The sequence below is a fragment of the Micromonospora yangpuensis genome (assembly GCF_900091615.1).
In the GTDB taxonomy this organism is placed as follows: Bacteria; Actinomycetota; Actinomycetes; order Mycobacteriales; family Micromonosporaceae; genus Micromonospora; species Micromonospora yangpuensis.
This window is the reverse complement of the sequence record NZ_FMIA01000002.1, coordinates 5,246,118-5,262,967: the sequence shown is the minus strand read 5'-3', so window position 1 is coordinate 5,262,967 and position 16,850 is coordinate 5,246,118. Positions and strand designations below refer to the sequence as shown.

At 72.5% G+C, this 16,850-nt stretch carries 14 protein-coding genes; 3 read left to right on the top strand and 11 right to left on the bottom strand.

The genetic code is table 11. The features are described from left to right. Nucleotides 1–24: 24 nt before the first annotated feature. The 3 genes from GA0070617_RS23765 to GA0070617_RS23755 are packed head-to-tail and all read right to left on the bottom strand — an operon-like array spanning nucleotide 25 to nucleotide 4,112. A complete protein-coding gene (locus GA0070617_RS23765; RefSeq protein ID WP_229688517.1) occupies nucleotides 25–1,011 on the bottom strand; it encodes a cobalamin B12-binding domain-containing protein in 987 nt (328 codons plus the stop codon). Beyond that, complete coding sequence (locus GA0070617_RS23760; protein WP_229688516.1) at nucleotides 1,008–2,747, bottom strand: PP2C family protein-serine/threonine phosphatase; 1,740 nt, start codon at nucleotides 2,745–2,747, stop codon at nucleotides 1,008–1,010. The genes GA0070617_RS23765 and GA0070617_RS23760 overlap by 4 nt, the downstream gene beginning before the upstream one ends. A 57-nt stretch (nucleotides 2,748–2,804) precedes the next feature. Next, complete coding sequence (locus tag GA0070617_RS23755; protein WP_175440635.1) at nucleotides 2,805–4,112, bottom strand: ROK family protein; 1,308 nt, start codon at nucleotides 4,110–4,112, stop codon at nucleotides 2,805–2,807. 76 nt (nucleotides 4,113–4,188) lie between these two features. Here GA0070617_RS23755 and xylA point away from each other — a divergent pair, with 76 nt between their 5' ends. The 3 genes from xylA (at nucleotide 4,189) to GA0070617_RS23740 (ending at nucleotide 8,560) form a co-directional block, all read left to right on the top strand. After that, nucleotides 4,189–5,376, top strand: coding sequence for a xylose isomerase (gene xylA / locus GA0070617_RS23750; protein ID WP_091442841.1), 1,188 nt, complete (start codon nucleotides 4,189–4,191; stop codon nucleotides 5,374–5,376). An 11-nt stretch (nucleotides 5,377–5,387) separates the two neighbouring features. Next, nucleotides 5,388–6,833 carry a xylulokinase gene (gene xylB, locus GA0070617_RS23745; RefSeq protein WP_091442839.1) on the top strand — a complete coding sequence of 482 codons (1,446 nt, stop codon included), beginning with the start codon at nucleotides 5,388–5,390 and terminating at the stop codon, nucleotides 6,831–6,833. Between the two features lie 290 nt (nucleotides 6,834–7,123). Then, nucleotides 7,124–8,560 (top strand): MFS transporter, encoded by a 1,437-nt coding sequence (locus tag GA0070617_RS23740; protein WP_373868385.1) that lies wholly within the window; start codon nucleotides 7,124–7,126, stop codon nucleotides 8,558–8,560. Nucleotides 8,561–8,665: 105 nt separating this feature from the next. Here the strand turns inward: GA0070617_RS23740 and GA0070617_RS23735 are convergent, their stop codons facing one another. The 8 genes from GA0070617_RS23735 to GA0070617_RS23705 all read right to left on the bottom strand — a co-directional run bounded on the left by GA0070617_RS23735 (nucleotide 8,666) and on the right by GA0070617_RS23705 (nucleotide 16,843). After that, nucleotides 8,666–10,339 carry a glycoside hydrolase family 13 protein gene (locus GA0070617_RS23735; RefSeq protein WP_091442833.1) on the bottom strand — a complete coding sequence of 558 codons (1,674 nt, stop codon included), beginning with the start codon at nucleotides 10,337–10,339 and terminating at the stop codon, nucleotides 8,666–8,668. A gap of 92 nt (nucleotides 10,340–10,431) precedes the next feature. Next, nucleotides 10,432–11,562: a LacI family DNA-binding transcriptional regulator gene (locus tag GA0070617_RS23730; protein ID WP_091442830.1), complete on the bottom strand. Its 1,131-nt coding sequence runs from the start codon at nucleotides 11,560–11,562 to the stop codon at nucleotides 10,432–10,434. 64 nt (nucleotides 11,563–11,626) lie between these two features. Continuing rightward, nucleotides 11,627–12,595 carry a carbohydrate ABC transporter permease gene (locus GA0070617_RS23725; protein ID WP_091442827.1) on the bottom strand — a complete coding sequence of 323 codons (969 nt, stop codon included), beginning with the start codon at nucleotides 12,593–12,595 and terminating at the stop codon, nucleotides 11,627–11,629. Nucleotide 12,596: 1 nt separating this feature from the next. Next, complete coding sequence (locus GA0070617_RS23720) at nucleotides 12,597–13,646, bottom strand: carbohydrate ABC transporter permease (protein ID WP_091442824.1); 1,050 nt, start codon at nucleotides 13,644–13,646, stop codon at nucleotides 12,597–12,599. 68 nt (nucleotides 13,647–13,714) lie between these two features. Continuing rightward, nucleotides 13,715–15,058 carry an ABC transporter substrate-binding protein gene (locus GA0070617_RS23715; protein WP_091442820.1) on the bottom strand — a complete coding sequence of 448 codons (1,344 nt, stop codon included), beginning with the start codon at nucleotides 15,056–15,058 and terminating at the stop codon, nucleotides 13,715–13,717. A gap of 238 nt (nucleotides 15,059–15,296) precedes the next feature. Continuing rightward, nucleotides 15,297–15,791: a TspO/MBR family protein gene (locus GA0070617_RS23710; RefSeq protein WP_091442816.1), complete on the bottom strand. Its 495-nt coding sequence runs from the start codon at nucleotides 15,789–15,791 to the stop codon at nucleotides 15,297–15,299. 144 nt (nucleotides 15,792–15,935) lie between these two features. Beyond that, nucleotides 15,936–16,076, bottom strand: coding sequence for a GPGG-motif small membrane protein (locus GA0070617_RS30785; protein WP_175440634.1), 141 nt, complete (start codon nucleotides 16,074–16,076; stop codon nucleotides 15,936–15,938). Further along, nucleotides 16,067–16,843 carry a metallophosphoesterase family protein gene (locus GA0070617_RS23705; RefSeq protein ID WP_091442812.1) on the bottom strand — a complete coding sequence of 259 codons (777 nt, stop codon included), beginning with the start codon at nucleotides 16,841–16,843 and terminating at the stop codon, nucleotides 16,067–16,069. The genes GA0070617_RS30785 and GA0070617_RS23705 overlap by 10 nt, the downstream gene beginning before the upstream one ends. Between the last annotated feature and the right edge of the window lie 7 nt (nucleotides 16,844–16,850).

Sequence of the window (16,850 nt, the reverse complement as noted above, 5' to 3'; positions counted from 1 at the left end):
CGGTGGCCAGCGCCGGCCGCGGGCTCAACCGGACCGGGCGACCGCGGCGCGGGTCAGCCGTAGGTAGTGCCGGGCCTGCGGGTGCTCGGCCAGGACGGTGGCACAGCTGGTCAGCACGGTGTCCAGCAGTGGGCGTTTGTCTCCGCGGCCGGCCAACGCCGCGTCCTGCCAGGTCACGAAGTCGACAAGCAGTTGTGGATCATCCACCCGGATGGCGGCGGCCAACGCGTCCACCAGGTGGGCCACCGCGTTCGCCACCTCCTCGGCCCGGTCCTCGGGCGGGTCGACGGTCCGGACGGTGAGCTGTACGACCTCCCGGCGGCGGCGCAGCACCGCGACGTACTCGTCCGCGCCGGGTGGCGGCACCGGGCCGGCGCCGAAGCCGGGATGCCCGTGCCGCACCAGCAGTCTGGCGGCGTCCCGGGCCGATCCGCCCCAGGCCGTCGCGCCCACCGCCGTGGCCCACCGTCCGTCCGGACCGAAGCCGGGACCACCGGCGATGACCGGCATCCCGGCCGAGCGGCAGGCTTCGATCATCCGGGCGGCCCGGATCAGCCGGTTGGGCTGCACACAGCTCAACAGCACCGCGTCCGGCCCGCTCTGGTGCAGGTAGGAGACGAGGTGGCGGGCCGGCACGCTGGCGCCGAGGAAGGTCACCCGCCAACCCTCGGCCCGGACCACCTCGGCGACGATCCGGGCGGCCAACGCGTGCCACTCGCCCTCGACACAGGCCACCACCGCGTGCCCGGCCTTCGGCGGTACGGACGTCCGGGCGGCCACCGCGGCCACCACCAACTCGCTGACGTGCGTCGCCGCGTGTTCCTCGGCGACGCTCCACTGCCCGGTCAACCACCGTCGGCCGATCTCCCGTTGGCCGAGGGCGACCACGTCCACCAGCACGTCGGCGACCGACCAGCCGGCGTCGAGCAACCCGGCGACCAAGCGGACCGCCGCCGGGGCGTCGACCCGCTCCAGGCAGTCGAGGTACGCCCGCACCACGGCGTCGCTCACTCCGTCGTTCCGCTCCGGCGGGACGAGCAGCTCTCCGTCGTCCCGCTCCGGCGGGACGAGCAGCTCTCCGGGTCCGTGCCGATGGCCAGCATGGCGATGTCGTCGTGGCTCTGCCCGTCCAGCCACTCGTCGACCAGTTGCAGCAGCCGGTCGACCACCGCCGCCGGGGGCAGCCCGGCCCCGGCGGCCAGCGCCCGGTGCAACCGGTGCTCGCCGAACATCTCCAGGTCCTGCGGGCCACCCCGGGCCTCGGTGATCCCGTCGGTGTGCGCCAGCAGCAGCTCACCCGGGGCGAGTCGGATCTCGACCTCGGCGAACCGGGCGTCGGCCAGGGCACCGATCGGCATCCCACCGACCCGGACCGGGGTGACCGTGCCGTCGGCACGCAGCACCAGCGGCGCGGGGTGCCCGCCGCCGGCGATCCGCAGCCGCAGGCCGCCGTCGGGCTGGTGGGTCATCGAGCCCAGCAGCAGCGTGGTGAACTGGCTGCGCCGGGCGGCGTCGGGCGTGTCGAAGAGGGCCCGGTTGAGCAGCTCGATCAGGGCCAGCGGGCGGTGCTCGACCAGCCTCAGGGTCTGCAACGACTGGCGTACCCGGCCGGTGAGCACCGCCGCGCCGACGCCCTTGCCGCAGACGTCGCCGAGCGCGAACATGCCGCCGTCGCCGGTGCGGAACACGTCGTAGAAGTCGCCACCGATGCGCAGGCTGTCCCCGGCCGCCCGGTAACCGCCGGCCAGCGAGATGCCGGGTACCCGGGGCAGGTCCGGGGGGAGCAGGCTGTTCTGCAGCACCCGGGCCAGGTGGGTCTGCTCGCCGTACAGGTCGGCGGTGGCCAGGGCTGCTCCGGCGCGGGCGGCGAACTCACGGGCCAGGTCGATGTCCCGGGTGTCGAAACCGGCCCGACCGGCGCGACGGACCAGCACCAGCGCGCCGGCCGGACCGCCGGCGCCCATCATCGGGCTGACCAGCACGGTGCCGGGCCGGCCGAAGGTGGCCGGCAGCAGAGCGGCCAGGTCCGCCAGCTCGGCGTCCAGCCAGGGGCTCGGATCTCCCGCGTCACCGTCGAGTGCCGCGGCGAGTCCGGGCACCGCCCCGGTGAGCTGCCACGAGCCGGTCCCGCTGCCCGGGGTGGGGTCGCCGTCGGCGTACCGGACCCAGTGCGGGGCGTGCTCGGCCGGCGGGGGCGGCAGGTGGACGGCGATCGCCGCGTCGGCGAGGTACGGCACCGGCAGGGTCACGGTGGTGCGCAGCGTCTGGTCCCGGTGCAGCGACACGCCGAGTCGGCTGCCGGCCTGGGCGAGGAAGGCGGTGCGGGAGCGCTCCGCCAGCAGGGCGTCGGTCCGGGCGTGTTCCTCGGTGACGTCCCGCACGTACCAGGCGTACCCGCCGCCGGCCAACGGTCGTCTGGTGCCGCGCAGCCGACGGTCGTGGTGCTCGGTGTCGAAACTGTCGGCACCTGCGGCGACCGCCCGGGCGAGCGTCGGGACCGGGCAACCGGCCAGGTCGGCGCCGGGGGACACCTCCGGGAGCAACTCGGCCGCCATCGCGTTGACCAGGGTGACCTTCCCGGCCCCGTCGGTGGTCACGACCGCCTCGGCGAGCCCGTCCAGCAACTCCCGGGCAAGCCGGTCGTCGGTGGGGATGCGGGTCTCGTCGGCTGTTCGCGGGGTACGGCGGGAGACCTGTCCGGCGCCACTGACCGGGCCGGCGAGACCGCCCCGGCGGAGCGTCGTCACCGGTGGTCGCCGGGCGCTACGGTCGGTTGACCTGTGCGCATGCTGGTACCGCACTCCCTAGGACGGCGGATCGTTGCCTTTCGGCAAGAGTACCGAGGTGGAGCTGGGATCGCCCATCCAGGAAGTGCGTCGACCGGCCAGCCAACCGATGGGCTCGGCGATGATCTGCCGGACCACCGACCCGGCCCCGCCGACCACGGCGGCCTCCGGGCCGAGGGTGGCCGGGCGGACGGTCACCGGCGACCAGGCGGCGGTGAGCACCCGGCGGGAGATCTCGGCCAGCACCGGTGGCCGGAGCCAGGGGGTCAGCGGGGCGTATCCGCCGCCGAGGACCACGGTGTCCAGGTCCAGCAGGTTCACCACGGCGGCGATCGCCACCCCGAGCGCGGTGCCGGCGTCGTGCAGGGCCCGCAGCGCGGTGGGTTCCCCGGCCGCGGCGAGGTCGGTCAGCCGGGTCGCCGCGGTGTCCGCCGGCAGGTCCGCCCCGGTCAGGCCGGCGGCGGCCAGCACCGCCTCCTGTCCGGCGTACTGCTCCAGGCAGCCCTGGCCGCCGCACCGGCACGGTCGACCCTCGGGGTCGACCGGGATGTGGCCGATCTCGCCGCTCCAGCCGCGGGCGCCGCGGAACAGCGCGTCGTCGAGCACGATGCCGGCACCGATGCCCACCTCGCCGGAGATGTGCAGGAAGCTGTGCGGTCCGGCCGTCCCGGCGTGCAGTTCGCCGAGCGCCGCGAGGTTGGCCTCGTTGTCGACCACCAGCGCCGGCACCCCGGCGACCGGTCTGATCGGGGGCAGGTGCCGGCGCAGCAGGGCCGGTACGTCCACCTCCCGCCAGCCCAGGTTCGGCGCGAGCCGGACCAGTCCGCCGTCGCCTACCAGTCCGGGCACGCCGAGGGCCGTACCGGCCAGGGTGAGGCCCTGCCGGCGGGCGTCGGCGCGGGCCCGGACGGCCAGCTCACCCAGTTGGGCGAGCGCGTCGGCGGGGGAGACCGGACGCAGGTCGGCCCGGCGCACGGTGTGGTGCCGGACGGAACCGGCGAGGTCGACCACGCAGGCGGCCAGGTAGTCGACGTTGACCTCCAGGCCGAGACCGGCCGGGCCGTCGTCGGCGAGCACCAGGCCCCGGGCGGGCCGTCCGGCGCCGGTACGCGGTGCCGGGGCCGCCTCGGTGACCAACCGGCCGCCGATCAGGTCGTCGACCACGGCCGAGACGGTGGCCCGGGTCAACCCGGTGTCGGCGGCCAGATCGGCGCGCGACGGTGGCCGGTCGGCGGCGGCGGCGATCCGGCGCAGCACCACGGCGAGGTTGAGTTCCCGGAGGCTGCCCTGGCGGACCGCGCCGGCCGGGCTGCTGGCTCGACTCACCTCTTGACACTGCCACAGCGCCGCCAAATAATTCAATCACTGAACAAATAACGTACGACGACACCGGAGGTCCGGCATGGCACCCCGTCCCACTCCCGCCGACAAGTTCTCCTTCGGCCTCTGGACGGTGGGCTGGACGGCCCGCGACCCGTTCGGCGAAGCCACCCGCGAAGAGCTGGACGCGGTCGAGGCGGTGCACCGGCTCGCCGAGCTCGGCGCGTACGGGATCACCTTCCACGACGACGACCTGATCCCGTTCGGGGTCGACGCCGCCACCCGGGACCAGCACATCGCCCGGTTCCGCAAGGCCCTCGACGAGACCGGCCTGGTGGTGCCGATGGTCACCACCAACCTGTTCACCCACCCGGTCTTCAAGGACGGCGGCTTCACCAGCAACGACCGGGACATCCGCCGGTACGCCCTGCGCAAGGTGCTGCGCAACGTCGACCTCGCCGCCGAGCTGGGCGCGAAGACGTTCGTCATGTGGGGCGGCCGGGAGGGCTCCGAGTACGACGTGGCCAAGGACGTGCAGGCCGCGCTGGAGCGCTACCGCGAGGGCGTCAACCTGCTCACCCAGTACGTCGTCGACCGCGGCTACGACCTGCGCTTCGCCATCGAGCCCAAGCCCAACGAGCCGCGCGGCGACATCCTGCTGCCCACCGTCGGGCACGCGCTCGCCTTCATCTCCACCCTGGAGCACTCGGAGCTGGTCGGCCTCAACCCCGAGGTGGGCCACGAGCAGATGGCCGGGCTCAACTACGCCCACGGCATCGCCCAGGCGCTCTGGCAGGGCAAGCTGTTCCACCTCGACCTCAACGGCCAGCGTGGCATCAAGTACGACCAGGACCTGGTCTTCGGCCACGGTGACCTGATCAACGCGTTCGCCCTGGTCGACCTGCTGGAGCACGGCGGCCCGGAGGGCGCGCCCGCCTACACCGGCCCCCGGCACTTCGACTACAAGCCGTCGCGGACCGAGGACATCGCCGGCGTGTGGGCCTCGGCGGAGGCGAACATGCGGATGTACCTGCTGCTCAAGGAGCGCGCGGCGGCCTTCCGGGCGGACCCGGAGGTGGCCGAGGCGCTGGCCGCCAGCAAGGTCGCCGAGCTGGCCCAGCCGACGCTGAACCCCGGCGAGACCTACACCGAGCTGCTCGCCGACACCTCCGCGTTCGAGACCTTCGACGTGGACGCGACCGCGGCGAAGGGCTTCGGTTTCGTCCGGCTCAACCAGCTCGCCGTCGAGCACCTGCTCGGCGCGCGCTGAGGTAGGCCGGGATGGCGCTGGTCGCCGGGGTGGACTCGTCCACCCAGTCCTGCAAGGTGGTGATCCGGGACGCGGAGACCGGAACCCTGGTCCGCCAGGGCCGGGCTCCGCACCCGGACGGCACCGAGGTCGATCCCCGGGCCTGGTGGCAGGCCCTGGAGACGGCGGTCGACGCCGCCGGTGGGCTGGCCGACGTGGCGGCCGTCTCCGTCGCCGGGCAGCAGCACGGCATGGTCTGCCTGGACTCCGCCGGGGAGGTGGTCCGGCCGGCGCTGCTCTGGAACGACACCCGCTCGGCCGGTGCCGCCGCCGAGCTGGTCGCCGAGGCCGGCGAGGGGGAGGCCGGCCGCCGGTTCTGGGCCGACGCGGTCGGCTCCGTCCCGGTGGCCAGCTTCACCGTCACCAAGCTGCGCTGGCTGGCCCGTCACGAGCCGGCGAACGCCGCCCGCGTCGCCGGGGTCTGCCTGCCACACGACTGGCTTACCTGGCGGTTGGGCGGGGCCGCCGACCTGGCGTCGTTGCGTACCGACCGCAGCGACGCCAGCGGCACCGGATACTGGTCCACCCCGACCGGCCGGTACCGTCCCGACCTGCTGGAACAGGCCCTCGGTCAACGGCCCCGGGTGCCGGAGGTGCTCGGCGCGGCCGAGTCCGCCGGCACCCTGGCCGGTGCCGCGCTGCCCGGCGGCGCGTCCTCGGGCGGGGCCCTGCTCGGCGCCGGGGCGGGCGACAACGCCGCCGCCGCGCTGGGCGTCGGCGCCCGACCCGGTGACGTCGTCGTCTCGATCGGCACCTCCGGCACCGTGTTCAGCGTCGCCGACACCCCGGCGGCCGACCCGGCCGGCGAGGTCGCCGGCTTCGCCGACGCCACCGGTCGGTTCCTGCCCCTGGTCTGCACGCTCAACGCCGCCCGGGTGCTCGACGCCGCCGCCGGAATGCTCCGGGTCACCCTGGACGAGCTGGCCGACCTGGCGCTGGCCGGGCCGCCCGGGGCGGACGGGCTGGTCATGGTCCCCTACCTGGAGGGCGAACGGACCCCGAACCGGCCGGACGCCACCGGAGCCGTGCACGGGCTGACCCTGCGTACCTCCACCGCCGCCCACCTGGCCCGGGCCGCCGTCGAGGGCATGCTCTGCGCGCTCGCCGACGGCCTCGACGCGCTGCGCGCGCAGGGCGCCCGGGTCGAGCGGGTGCTGCTGGTCGGTGGCGGCGCCCGGTCGGCGGCGGTCCGCCGGATCGCCCCGCAGGTCTTCGGCTGCCCGGTCGTCGTCCCGCCACCCGGCGAGTACGTCGCCGACGGGGCCGCGCGCCAGGCCGCCTGGGTCGCCCTCGGTGGGGCGACGCCGCCGACCTGGCCACTGGCCGGCACCGAGGAGTACGCCGCCGACGGCGTCCCCGCGATCCGGCACCGGTACCAGCAGGCCCGGGACCTGGTGACCGACCGACTCACCGGCTGAGCCCCCTCGGCTGAGCCAGTCCGGATCCCCGCCCACCGTCGGGGATCCGGGCGGCCGGGCCGGCTACCGTCCGGGGCTCCGGAAGGCCGGGCCGGCTAGCGTCCGGGGCTCCGGGTGGCCGGGCCGGCTACCGTTCGGGGCTCCGGGTGGCCGGGCCGGCTATCGTTCGGGGCTCCGGGTGGCCGGGCCGGCTACCGTCCGGGGCTCCGGGCGGCCGGGACGCCCGTCCGCCTGATCCTCGGTGGGCCGCCGGGCATACCGATCCGTCGTCGTGATCTGCTGCTCATGGCGTGGCGGACGGGACGAGGGCGGGAGACGGAGTGCGCAACGCGTGGGGCGGCACGGCGGCGCACCGGCTCTACAGCGTCGTGGTCTTCGTCATCCTCGCCTCGCTGGACAACGTGGCGATCGGCCTGGTGCCGCCGCTGTACGGACCGATCGCCGCCGACCTCGACGTACCCCAGCGCATGATCGGGCTGGTCACGGCGGCGACCTTCCTGGTCAGCGCGGTGGCCGCGGTGATCTGGGCGTACGTCGGCGACCGGCGCGACCGCAAACCGCTGCTGATGGTGGGCACCCTGCTCTGGGCGGCCGGCACCGGCGGCAGCGCGCTCGCCACGTCGTACCCCGGTTTCCTGGCCGCGCAACTGCTCGCGGCCGTCGGGCTCGGCGCGGTCGGCTCGGTGGGGTTCTCGGTGGTCACCGACCTGATCTCGCCGCGTCGCCGGGGCCTGGTGATGAGCTTCTGGGGGCTGTCCCAGGGGGTCGGCACCCTGGCCGGGACGCTCACCGGCGGGATTCTCGGCGCGGTCGACTGGCGGCGGCCGTTCCTCGTGCTCAGCGTGGTCGGGCTGGCCGCCACGGCGGCGTACCTGTTCACCTTCGACGTGCGGCGGGGGCAGAGCGAGCCGGAACTGGTCGACGCGCTCGCCGCCGGCGGTGACTACGACTACCGGATCACCCGGGCCGACCTGCCCCGGATCCTGGCCCGCCGGACCAACCACTGGCTGATCCTGCAGGGGCTGACCGCGCAGGCGGCCTTCGGCTCGCTGGTCTGGCTGCCGGTGCTCTTCGCCGAGCGCGCCCAGCAGCAGGGCTACTCGGCCGCCACGGCGGTGGTGGTGGGCAGCGTCTTCGCCACCCTCTTCCAGCTCGGCGGGGTGTTCTCCATCGTGGGCGGACTGATCGGCGACTGGTTGCAGCGGCGTACCGCCCGGGGCCGGGCGCTGGTCGCGGCGGTGGGCATCCTCGCGGCCGTACCGTTCTACCTGGTGCTCTTCTTCGTACCGATCAGCATCCAGGTGCCCGACGGGGCGGGGGCCGGCACGGTGGTACGGGCCGTGCTCGGCAGCGTGTTCACCGAGCCGACCGTCGGGTTCAGCCTGCTCACCGCGATCGTGGCGCTGGCGTTGACCTCGGCGAACTCGCCGAACTGGTTCGCCCTGATCGCCGACGTCAACCCGCCGGAGCACCGGGGCACCGTGTACAGCCTCGGCAACCTGGTGAACGGGGTGGGGCGGGCGGCCGGCAACGGGCTGGTCGGGGTGGCCTTCCACGGGCTCCGGGCGGCCTTCCCGCCGCCGCTGAACTACGCCGTCGGGCTGGCCGCCTTCCAGCTCTTCTTCGTGCCCACCGGCATCATGTACTGGCTCGCCTCCCGCACCAGCCCCCGCGACATCGAGCAGGTGCAGGCCCTCCTCCACACCCGCGCCGACCACCTCCGCTAAGGACTCCGTTATCCGGTAAGGAAGGGCCCCTTATTAACGGCTGACGGTGAGCGGGGTGACCCTCTCTACCGAAAGCGTTAACAAGGGGCCCTTCCTTACCACCGGTCAGGGGGTGTGGAGCCAGGCGGTGGTGTCGGTGGGAAGGTGGCCGTCGGTGTCGAGCGGGGCGCTGGTGTGCAGCAGTTCGGCGCCGGCCGGCAGGGGCAGCGGGGTCGCGCCGAAGTTGGTGAGCACGGTCAGTGGGCCGTTGGCGAAGGCCAGTACCTCGTCGGGGGACTCCAGCCAGCGTAGCGTGCCCCGGCCGAGCTGGTGTTCCCGGCGTAGCCGCAGCGCGGTGCGGTACAGCTCGTACGTCGAGCCGGGCACCCCGCGCTGCCGGTCCAGGGCGTACTCCGCCCAGCTCGTCGGCTGCGGCAGCCAGCTCGCGTCGGTCGGCCCGAAGCCGTACGACGGGGCGTCGGCCTCCCACGGGATCGGTACCCGGCAGCCGTCGCGGCCCCGTTGGGCTCCGCCGGTGCGGTGGTACGTCGGGTCCTGGCGGACCTCGTCGGCGAGCGTGGTGTGCTCCGGCAGCCCCAGCTCCTCACCCTGGTACAGGTAGGCGGAGCCGGGCAGGGCGAGCATCAGCAGGGTGGCCGCCCGGGCCCGGCGCAGCCCGAGCGCGGCGTCCGGCTGCGGGTCGTCGGCCCCGATGCCGTTGGGCCGGGGGGTGCCGATCGGCAGCCCGAGCCGGGAGGCGTGCCGCACCACGTCGTGGTTCGACAGCACCCAGGTGGTGGGCGCGCCGACCGCTTCGGTGGCCTCCAGGGACCGGGTGACGACCGCGTACTGGGCCGGTGCGGTCCAGGCCGCCAGGAGGAACTCGAAGTTGAAGGCCTGGTGCATCTCGTCCGGCCGGACGTACCGGGCCAGCCGCTCGGCCGGCTCGACCCAGGCCTCGGCGACCAGGATCCGCTCGCCGTCGTAGGAGTCGAGCACCCGACGCCACTCGCGGTAGATCTCGTGTACGCCGTCCTGGTCCCACATCGGCGGGCGCGGCTTGTCCACCTCCTGCCCGGAGAGGATCTCCTGCGGCTCCTCCCAGTTGGCCAGGTCGGCCTGCTTGACCAGGCCGTGTGCCACGTCCACCCGGAAGCCGTCCACCCCCCGGTCCAGCCAGAACCGCAGCACGTCCAGGAACTCCGCGCGGACCTCCGGGTTGTCCCAGTTCAGATCGGGCTGGGCGGTGTCGAACAGGTGCAGGTACCACTGGCCCGGCCGGCCGTCGGACTCGGTGACCCGGGTCCACGCCGGCCCGCCGAAGACGCTCTGCCAGTCGTTCGGCGGCTCGTCACCGGCCGGGCCGAGCCCGTCGCGGAAGACGTACCGCTGCCGCTCGGCGCTGCCCGGTGCGGCGGCCAGCGCGGCCTGGAACCAGACGTGCGCCGACGAGGTGTGGTTCGGCACCAGGTCGACGATGGTCCGCAGGCCCCTCGACTTCGCCTCGGCGATCAGCCGGTCGGCGTCGGAGAGCTTGCCGAACAGGGGTTCGACGTCCCGGTAGTCGGCCACGTCGTAGCCGGCGTCGGCCTGCGGCGAGGGGTAGAACGGGGACAGCCAGACCGCGTCCACACCGAGTTCGGCGAGGTGGTCGAGGCGGGCGGTGATGCCCGGCAGGTCGCCGATGCCGTCGCCGTCGGAGTCGGCGAAGGACCGGGGGTAGATCTGGTAGATGACGGCTTCGGTCCACCAGCCGGGGGTGGAACGGGCAGCTTCCTGGGGCGTCGTGTTGGTGTTCAGGGTCTTCTCCCGGGTGTCGAGCCGTACGGTCGCGGGTCAATTGTGCCCAGCGGCGGTGCCGGTGATGCCGTTCTCCGCTCGGCGTCCGGGATTCAGTCCGCCCGGGGTGGGCCGGTGGAGGCGCGTACCACCAGTCGGGTGGGCAGGATGACCGACCGGCCCGCCGGCTCACCGCCGCCCGCGACCGGCGGTGGACCCGCGTCGGCACCGGTCGCCGAGCCGCCGCGGGTGGCGGAGCCGCCGTCGGTCGTGGCGACGGCTGCGCTGCCGGCCTGAGCGTCGAGCAGGCCGCGCAGCGGGTCGAGCAGCACCCGGGCGGCGAGCAGGCCCTGCTCGGCCGCGGGCTGGGCGATGGTGGTCAGTCCGAGCACCCCGGCCAGGTCGTGGTCGTCGATGCCGATCACGCTGACGTCCTGCGGTATCCGCAGCCCGGCGTCGCGCAGCGCGCTCACCGCCCCCATCGCCATCTCGTCACAGGCGGCGAAGATCGCGGTGGGCGGGTCACCCCGGCGTAACAGCTCCTCGGTGGCCCGGGTGCCGCCGTCGATGGTGAACTGCGACTCCACGTCCAGGCTCGGATCGAGCGGCAGCCCGGCCGCCCGCAACGCCTCCTGGTAGCCCCGACGACGGTCCAGGTGGGTGGTGAACGCCAACTCGTCGTCGGGGTCGCCGGAGATGTGCGCGATCCGGCGGTGGCCGAGATCCAGCAGGTGCCGGGTGGCGGTCCGGGCGGCGGCCACGTCGTCGATGCGTACGCAGGGCCACCCGGGTACGACGGTGCCGGAGCTGATGGTCACCCCGGGCAGGTCCAGCCGGCCCAGCGCGGTCAGGTCGCTCACCCGCAGTGGCGTGGCGACCAGCATGATCGCGTCGACCCGCTTGTGCAGGCCGGCGGTCTGCAGCACGCGCTGACGCATCTGCCGGCGGCCGCCCAGGTTGTGCAGCAGCAGGTCGTAGCCGGACTGGTGCAGGGACTCCTCGACCGCCTCGACCACGGTGCTGAAGAACCACCTGGTGATCCGGGGCACCACCACGGCGACCGTGCCGGTCCGGCCGCCGGCCAGCCGGGACGCGCTCGGCGAGACCGCGTACTCCAGGTGTTCGGCGGCGGCGAGCACCCGGTGCCGGGTGGCCGCCGAGACGGTCGGCAGGCCGCGCAGCGCCCGGGAGACGGTGGCCGTGGAGACCCCGGCCAGCCGGGCGACATCGTCGATCCTTGTCACGCTCTCCCCGCTTCGTGACCACCTCCGCCGCCGGCCGTGGGTGCGGCCGGCGGCGGAGGTCGGGTCAACCCTTCACGCTGCCCGCGAGTAGACCACGGACGAAGTAGCGCTGCAGAGAGAGGAACACGATCAACGGTACGACCATCGAGACGAACGCCCCGGCGGTCAACCGTTGCCACTCGTTGCCCCTGGTGCCGGCCATCTCGCCGAGCCGCACGGTCAACGGGGCGACGTCGCTGCTGCCACCGGCGAAGATCAACGCGACTAGCAGGTCGTTCCAGACCCAGAGGAACTGGAAGATGCCGAACGCGGCGAGCGCCGGGGCGATCAGCGGCAGCACGATGGTGCGGAAGATCTTCGGGTGGGTTGCCCCGTCCACCCGGGCCGCCTCCATCAGGTCCTTCGGCAACTGCGAGACGAAGTTGTGCAGCAGGAACACCGCCAACGGCAGGGCGAAGCAGGTGTGCGCGAACCACACCTGGATGTACCGCTCCTCGCCGACGAGGTTCCAGGCCGGCATCAGGGTCACCCCGGCCACACTCACCCCCCGGGAGAAGAAGCTCAGCAGCGGCACCAGGGCCATCTGCAACGGCACGATCTGCAGGGCGAAGATGGCGATGTAGAGCCAGTCCCGGCCGCGGAAGTTGATCCAGGCCAGCGCGTACGCCGCCATCGCGGCGAAGGCGAGCGGGAAGAGCACCGACGGCAGGGTGATCACCAACGAGTTGATGAAGTAGCCGGCGAGCTGCCCGGAGGACGCGCCCCGACCGAAGAGCACCTGCTGGTAGTTGTCGAAGGTGAACTGCGGATCGCGGAAGAACGTCCACCAGCCGGTGGTCTTGAGCTGCTGCTCCGGGCGGAACGAGGAGACGAGGAGCCCGAAGGTGGGGATGGTCCAGACCGCCGCGATGACGATCGACACGATCGTCGCGGTACGGCTGGTCAGCCGCTTGCGGACCCGCCGCGCCGCGGTGGTCGTCGGCGGTCTGCTGCCCTGGGTGCCGGCGGCGAGCGGGGGAGTAGAGGTGGTCATGTCAGCCCTCCCGCTGCTGGCGCAGGTTGCGGATCTGGTAGATCACGATCGGGATGACCAGGACGAACAGCATGACCGCCAGGGCCGAGCCCTGACCGTTCTGGCCGTACCGGAACGCCTGGTTGTACATCTCGTTCGCGACCACGCTGGTGTCGTAGTTGCCGTTGGTCGAGGTCCGGACGATGTCGAAGACCTTCAGCGTGGCGATGGAGATGGTCACCACCACGACGATCAGGGCCGGCTTGATGCTGGGCAGGGTGATCTGCCGGAACATCTGCCAGGGGGTGACCCCGTCCAGCCGGGCCGCCTCGACGATGTCCGCCGGGATGGCCTTGATCGCCGCCGAGAGCACCACCATCGCGAACCCGGCCTGGATCCAGACCATGATCACGATGAGCAGCAGGGTGTTCAGTGGTGAGTCCAGCAGCCACTGCCTCGGCTCACCGCCGAGGGTGACCACGATCTGGTTGAGCAGGCCGATCTGTTCCTGCTCGGCACCCCGGTAGGCGTAGACGAACCGCCAGATGATGCTCGCGCCGACGAACGAGATGGCCATCGGCATGAAGATCAGCGACTTGGCCGCCGCCTCGAACCGGACCCGGTCCACCATGACCGCGTAGAGCAGGCCGATGCTGGAAGCCAGCAGCGGCACCAGGATGACCCAGGCCAGGGTGTTCAGCAGCACCCGGACGATCGAGTCCTCGCTGAACATCCAGCCGTAGTTACGCAGCCCGACGAACTCGGTGCTGCCGCCGTCCATGAAGGACAACACCGTCGTGCGGATCGCCGGCACCACCAGGCCGATCAGCAGCAGCAGCACCGTCGGCAGCAGGAAGAAGAGCGCGAAGAGCCCTTCGGATCGCCGCGGTCGCCGGGGCAGCGGCGCACCGCTGGCGGAGGCGGCGACCAACTGCGCCTCCCGCCGCCGGGCGAACCAGGCCGGCACCGCGTCGAGCAGCAGGAGCATCCCGCCGACCACGACGACGAACGCCACCAGGCCGTACAACAGCATCACGAACTTGCCTTGATGTTCGACCAAGTCGAACTGCATCCGTCCCTCCCCGGGTCACGGCCGAGACCGGGGCCCGGTCCGCGACGCGGACCGGGCCCCGGATCACCTCAGTTCGGCCAGCTGCTCTCGATACCGGAGAGGACACTCGCGGTGTCCTTGCCGTTCAGCCACTCGATCATGCCCTTCCAGAACGTCCCGGTGCCGACGGCGGCCGGCATCAGGTCCGAGCCGTCGAAGCGGAACACGGTGTTGCTGTCCTGCAGCAGCTCCACGGAGAGCTTGTCCACCGGGTTGGGCACGTTCGCCAGGTCGAGCTTGTTGTTCGCCGACACCCAGTCACCGATCTTGGCCCGGCTGTTGGCGTACTCGCCGGAGGCGAGGTACGTCTGCACGGCCTGGATCTCCGGGCGGTCGTTGAAGGCGACGGTGAACTCGCCGCCACCCAGCACCGGCTTGCCCTTGGCCGGGTCGACCGCCGGCAGGTAGAAGGCGAAGACGTCGCCGTCCTCGGCGACCTTGGTGCCCTCCGGCCAGTTGTTGGCGTAGAAGGACGCCTGCCGGTGCAGCGCGCACTTGTTCTCCAGGATCGGCAGACCCGCCTCCTGGAACGCGGTGGTGGTGATGCTGCGCACCCCGCCGAAGCCGCCGTTGACGTACTTCTCGTTCTTCAGGATCTGCCCGGCCTTGTCGACCGCCTCGGTGACCTGCGGGCTGTTGAACGGGATGCCGTGGGTGGTCCACTGGTCGTAGACCTCGGGGGTCTGCGTCCGCAGCATCAGGTCCTCGATCCAGTCGGTGGCCGGCCAGCCGGTGCCCTCACCGGACTCGACCCCGACGCACCACGGCTTGGTACCGCTGTCCGCGATGGTGTCGCTCAGCTTGATCAGGTCGTCCCAGGTCTCCGGGACCGTCCAACCCTTCTCCTGGAACGTCTTCGGCGAGTACCAGACGAAGGACTTCACGTTCGAGCCGAGCGGCGCGCCGTAGAAGGTGCCGTCGACGGTGCCGTACTTCAGCCAGTCGGGCGAGTAGTTCTGCTCGGCCATGGCCTTGGTGTCGGCGCTGGCGGCCTTCAGCTTGCCGGCGGCGGCGAACCGCTGGACCAGCCCGGGCTGGGGGATGAACGCCAGGTCGGGCGCGTTTCCGCCGTCCACCTGGACGGGGAGCTGGGCCTCGAACTCGCTGCTGCCCTGGTGGTCGATCTCGATCCCGGTGCACTCGCTGAACTCGGCCCAGGACTCGTCGAGACGGTCGGCCTCGATCTCCCGGATCGACGAGTAGATGGTCACCGTCTTGCCGTCGTGACCCTCGTACTTCTCGTAGGCCGAGCAGTCACCCGTGCCGGCGTTGCTCTCTCCGCTGTCGCCGCTGCTGCAGGCGGTGGCGCTGACCGCCAGCCCGAGCACGCCGGCGATCACGAAGGCCTGGCGTGGTCTGGCAAAGACCGCCATGCCGTCCTCCTTCCTAGCCGGCGCGCAGGTCAAGGGTGCGCCGGTCCGATGGGCGTCCACACATGTAAGCGCTTTCATCTCCCCAGGTCCACCCCTGGGCGGACACGACCGAGTAACGATCCGGAAACCGGGCCATCACGTCGTGGGCACGCTCCCACGAGGGTAGCCGACGCCTCCGAACCGCGCAGACCTGCAAAAGTGGCCCCGGTCGGTGACCGGGGCCGGAACGAAAGTCAGCTCAGCTGTTGAGCTGCCAGACCGAGAAGTTGAGCGCGGCGGCGAAGGTGACCCAGGCCCAGTAGGGCAGCATCAACAGCGCCGCCGGACGGAACGCCCGCCAGAACAGTGCGACGGTGACACCGATGGTCAGCCACAGCAGGACGATCTCGGCGAACGCCAGACCGTACCGGCCGGCACCGAAGAAGAGCGGGGTCCAGGCGGCGTTCAACACCAGTTGGGCGATCCAGGCGTACGTCGCCGGACCGAAACCCACCCGCCGCCAGACCAGCCAGCCGGCCACCGCGATGGTCGCGTACAGGGCGGTCCAGACCGGTCCGAACAGCCACGACGGCGGCGCCCAGGAGGGTTGGTTCAGGTTGGCGTACTCGCCACTGGCGTCGCTGGCGGCCAGGCCGCCGACGACGGCGGCGACCAGCACGGCGGCGCCGAACCCCAGCAGGGCCCACCAGTTGCGGGCCCCGGAACGCGGTCGGACGCTGTCGCGGATCGCCATACCCACCGAATGCCCGGCCGCGCCGCGGGACAAACCAGACGGCACCGGAAAAGAGGACGCCGGGGTCGCCGTGGCCGGAGGCTCCTGTCTGGGAGGACGGAGTCCGGTCACGACGACCCCGGCGGGTCTACGGGACGGGCGGGGTTAACCAAAGACGCCGAAGCCCGGGCCGATCACCAGCCCGACGACGATGAGGACGATGCCCCAGAGAAGTTGCTTGCGGAAGAGGGCCAGCACGCCGGCAACGATCAGGACGACTGCGAGAATCCAGAGAATCAGCTCCATGGCCGCTGAATACCCGCCCCACTGATTTCGGAAACCCGATTCTCGGCCAGATGATCGCCGAGTTCGAAGATGCTGTACGCCTGTTTGATCACCGGATGGGCGACGTTGCGGACCCGTACCCCACCCGGGGTGGTGCCCCGCTCGGAGCCGTGGTGGGCGTGCCCGTGCAGGGCCAGCGCGGTCGGCGCCGAGTCGATCGCCTGTCCCAACTGGTACGAGCCGAGGAACGGGTAGATCTCCAGCGGCTCACCGGCCAGCGTGTCGGGCACCGGCGAGTAGTGGGTCAACGCGACCAGCAGGTCACACTCCAGTCCCCGCAGTGCCGCCCCGAGCGCGTCGGCGCTCTCCGTGGTGGTCCGGACGAAGGACTTCATCTCCGGCTCGCCGAAGTCGCTGGCGCACCGGCCGGCGAAGCCACCGCCGAAGCCCTTCACCCCGGCCACGCCGAGGCGTCCCCCGGGACACTCCAGCACGATGCCGTCGCCCTCCAGCACGGTGATGCCGGCGTCGGTGAGCACCTCCACCACCTGCGGCACCTGGTCGCACTGGTGCTCGTGGTTGCCGAGCACGGTCACCACCGGCACCCCCAGCCCACCGAACTCACGCGCCACGCACCGCGCCTCGGCCGCGGTGCCGTGCCGGGTCAGGTCCCCGGCGAGCAGCAGCGCGTCGGCCTGGCCGGGCAGCTCGTCCAGCGCCGGCCGGAACCGGCCGACCACGTCCTCGTCCATGTGTACGTCGCCGACGGCGGCGATCCGGATCACCATGGAACCC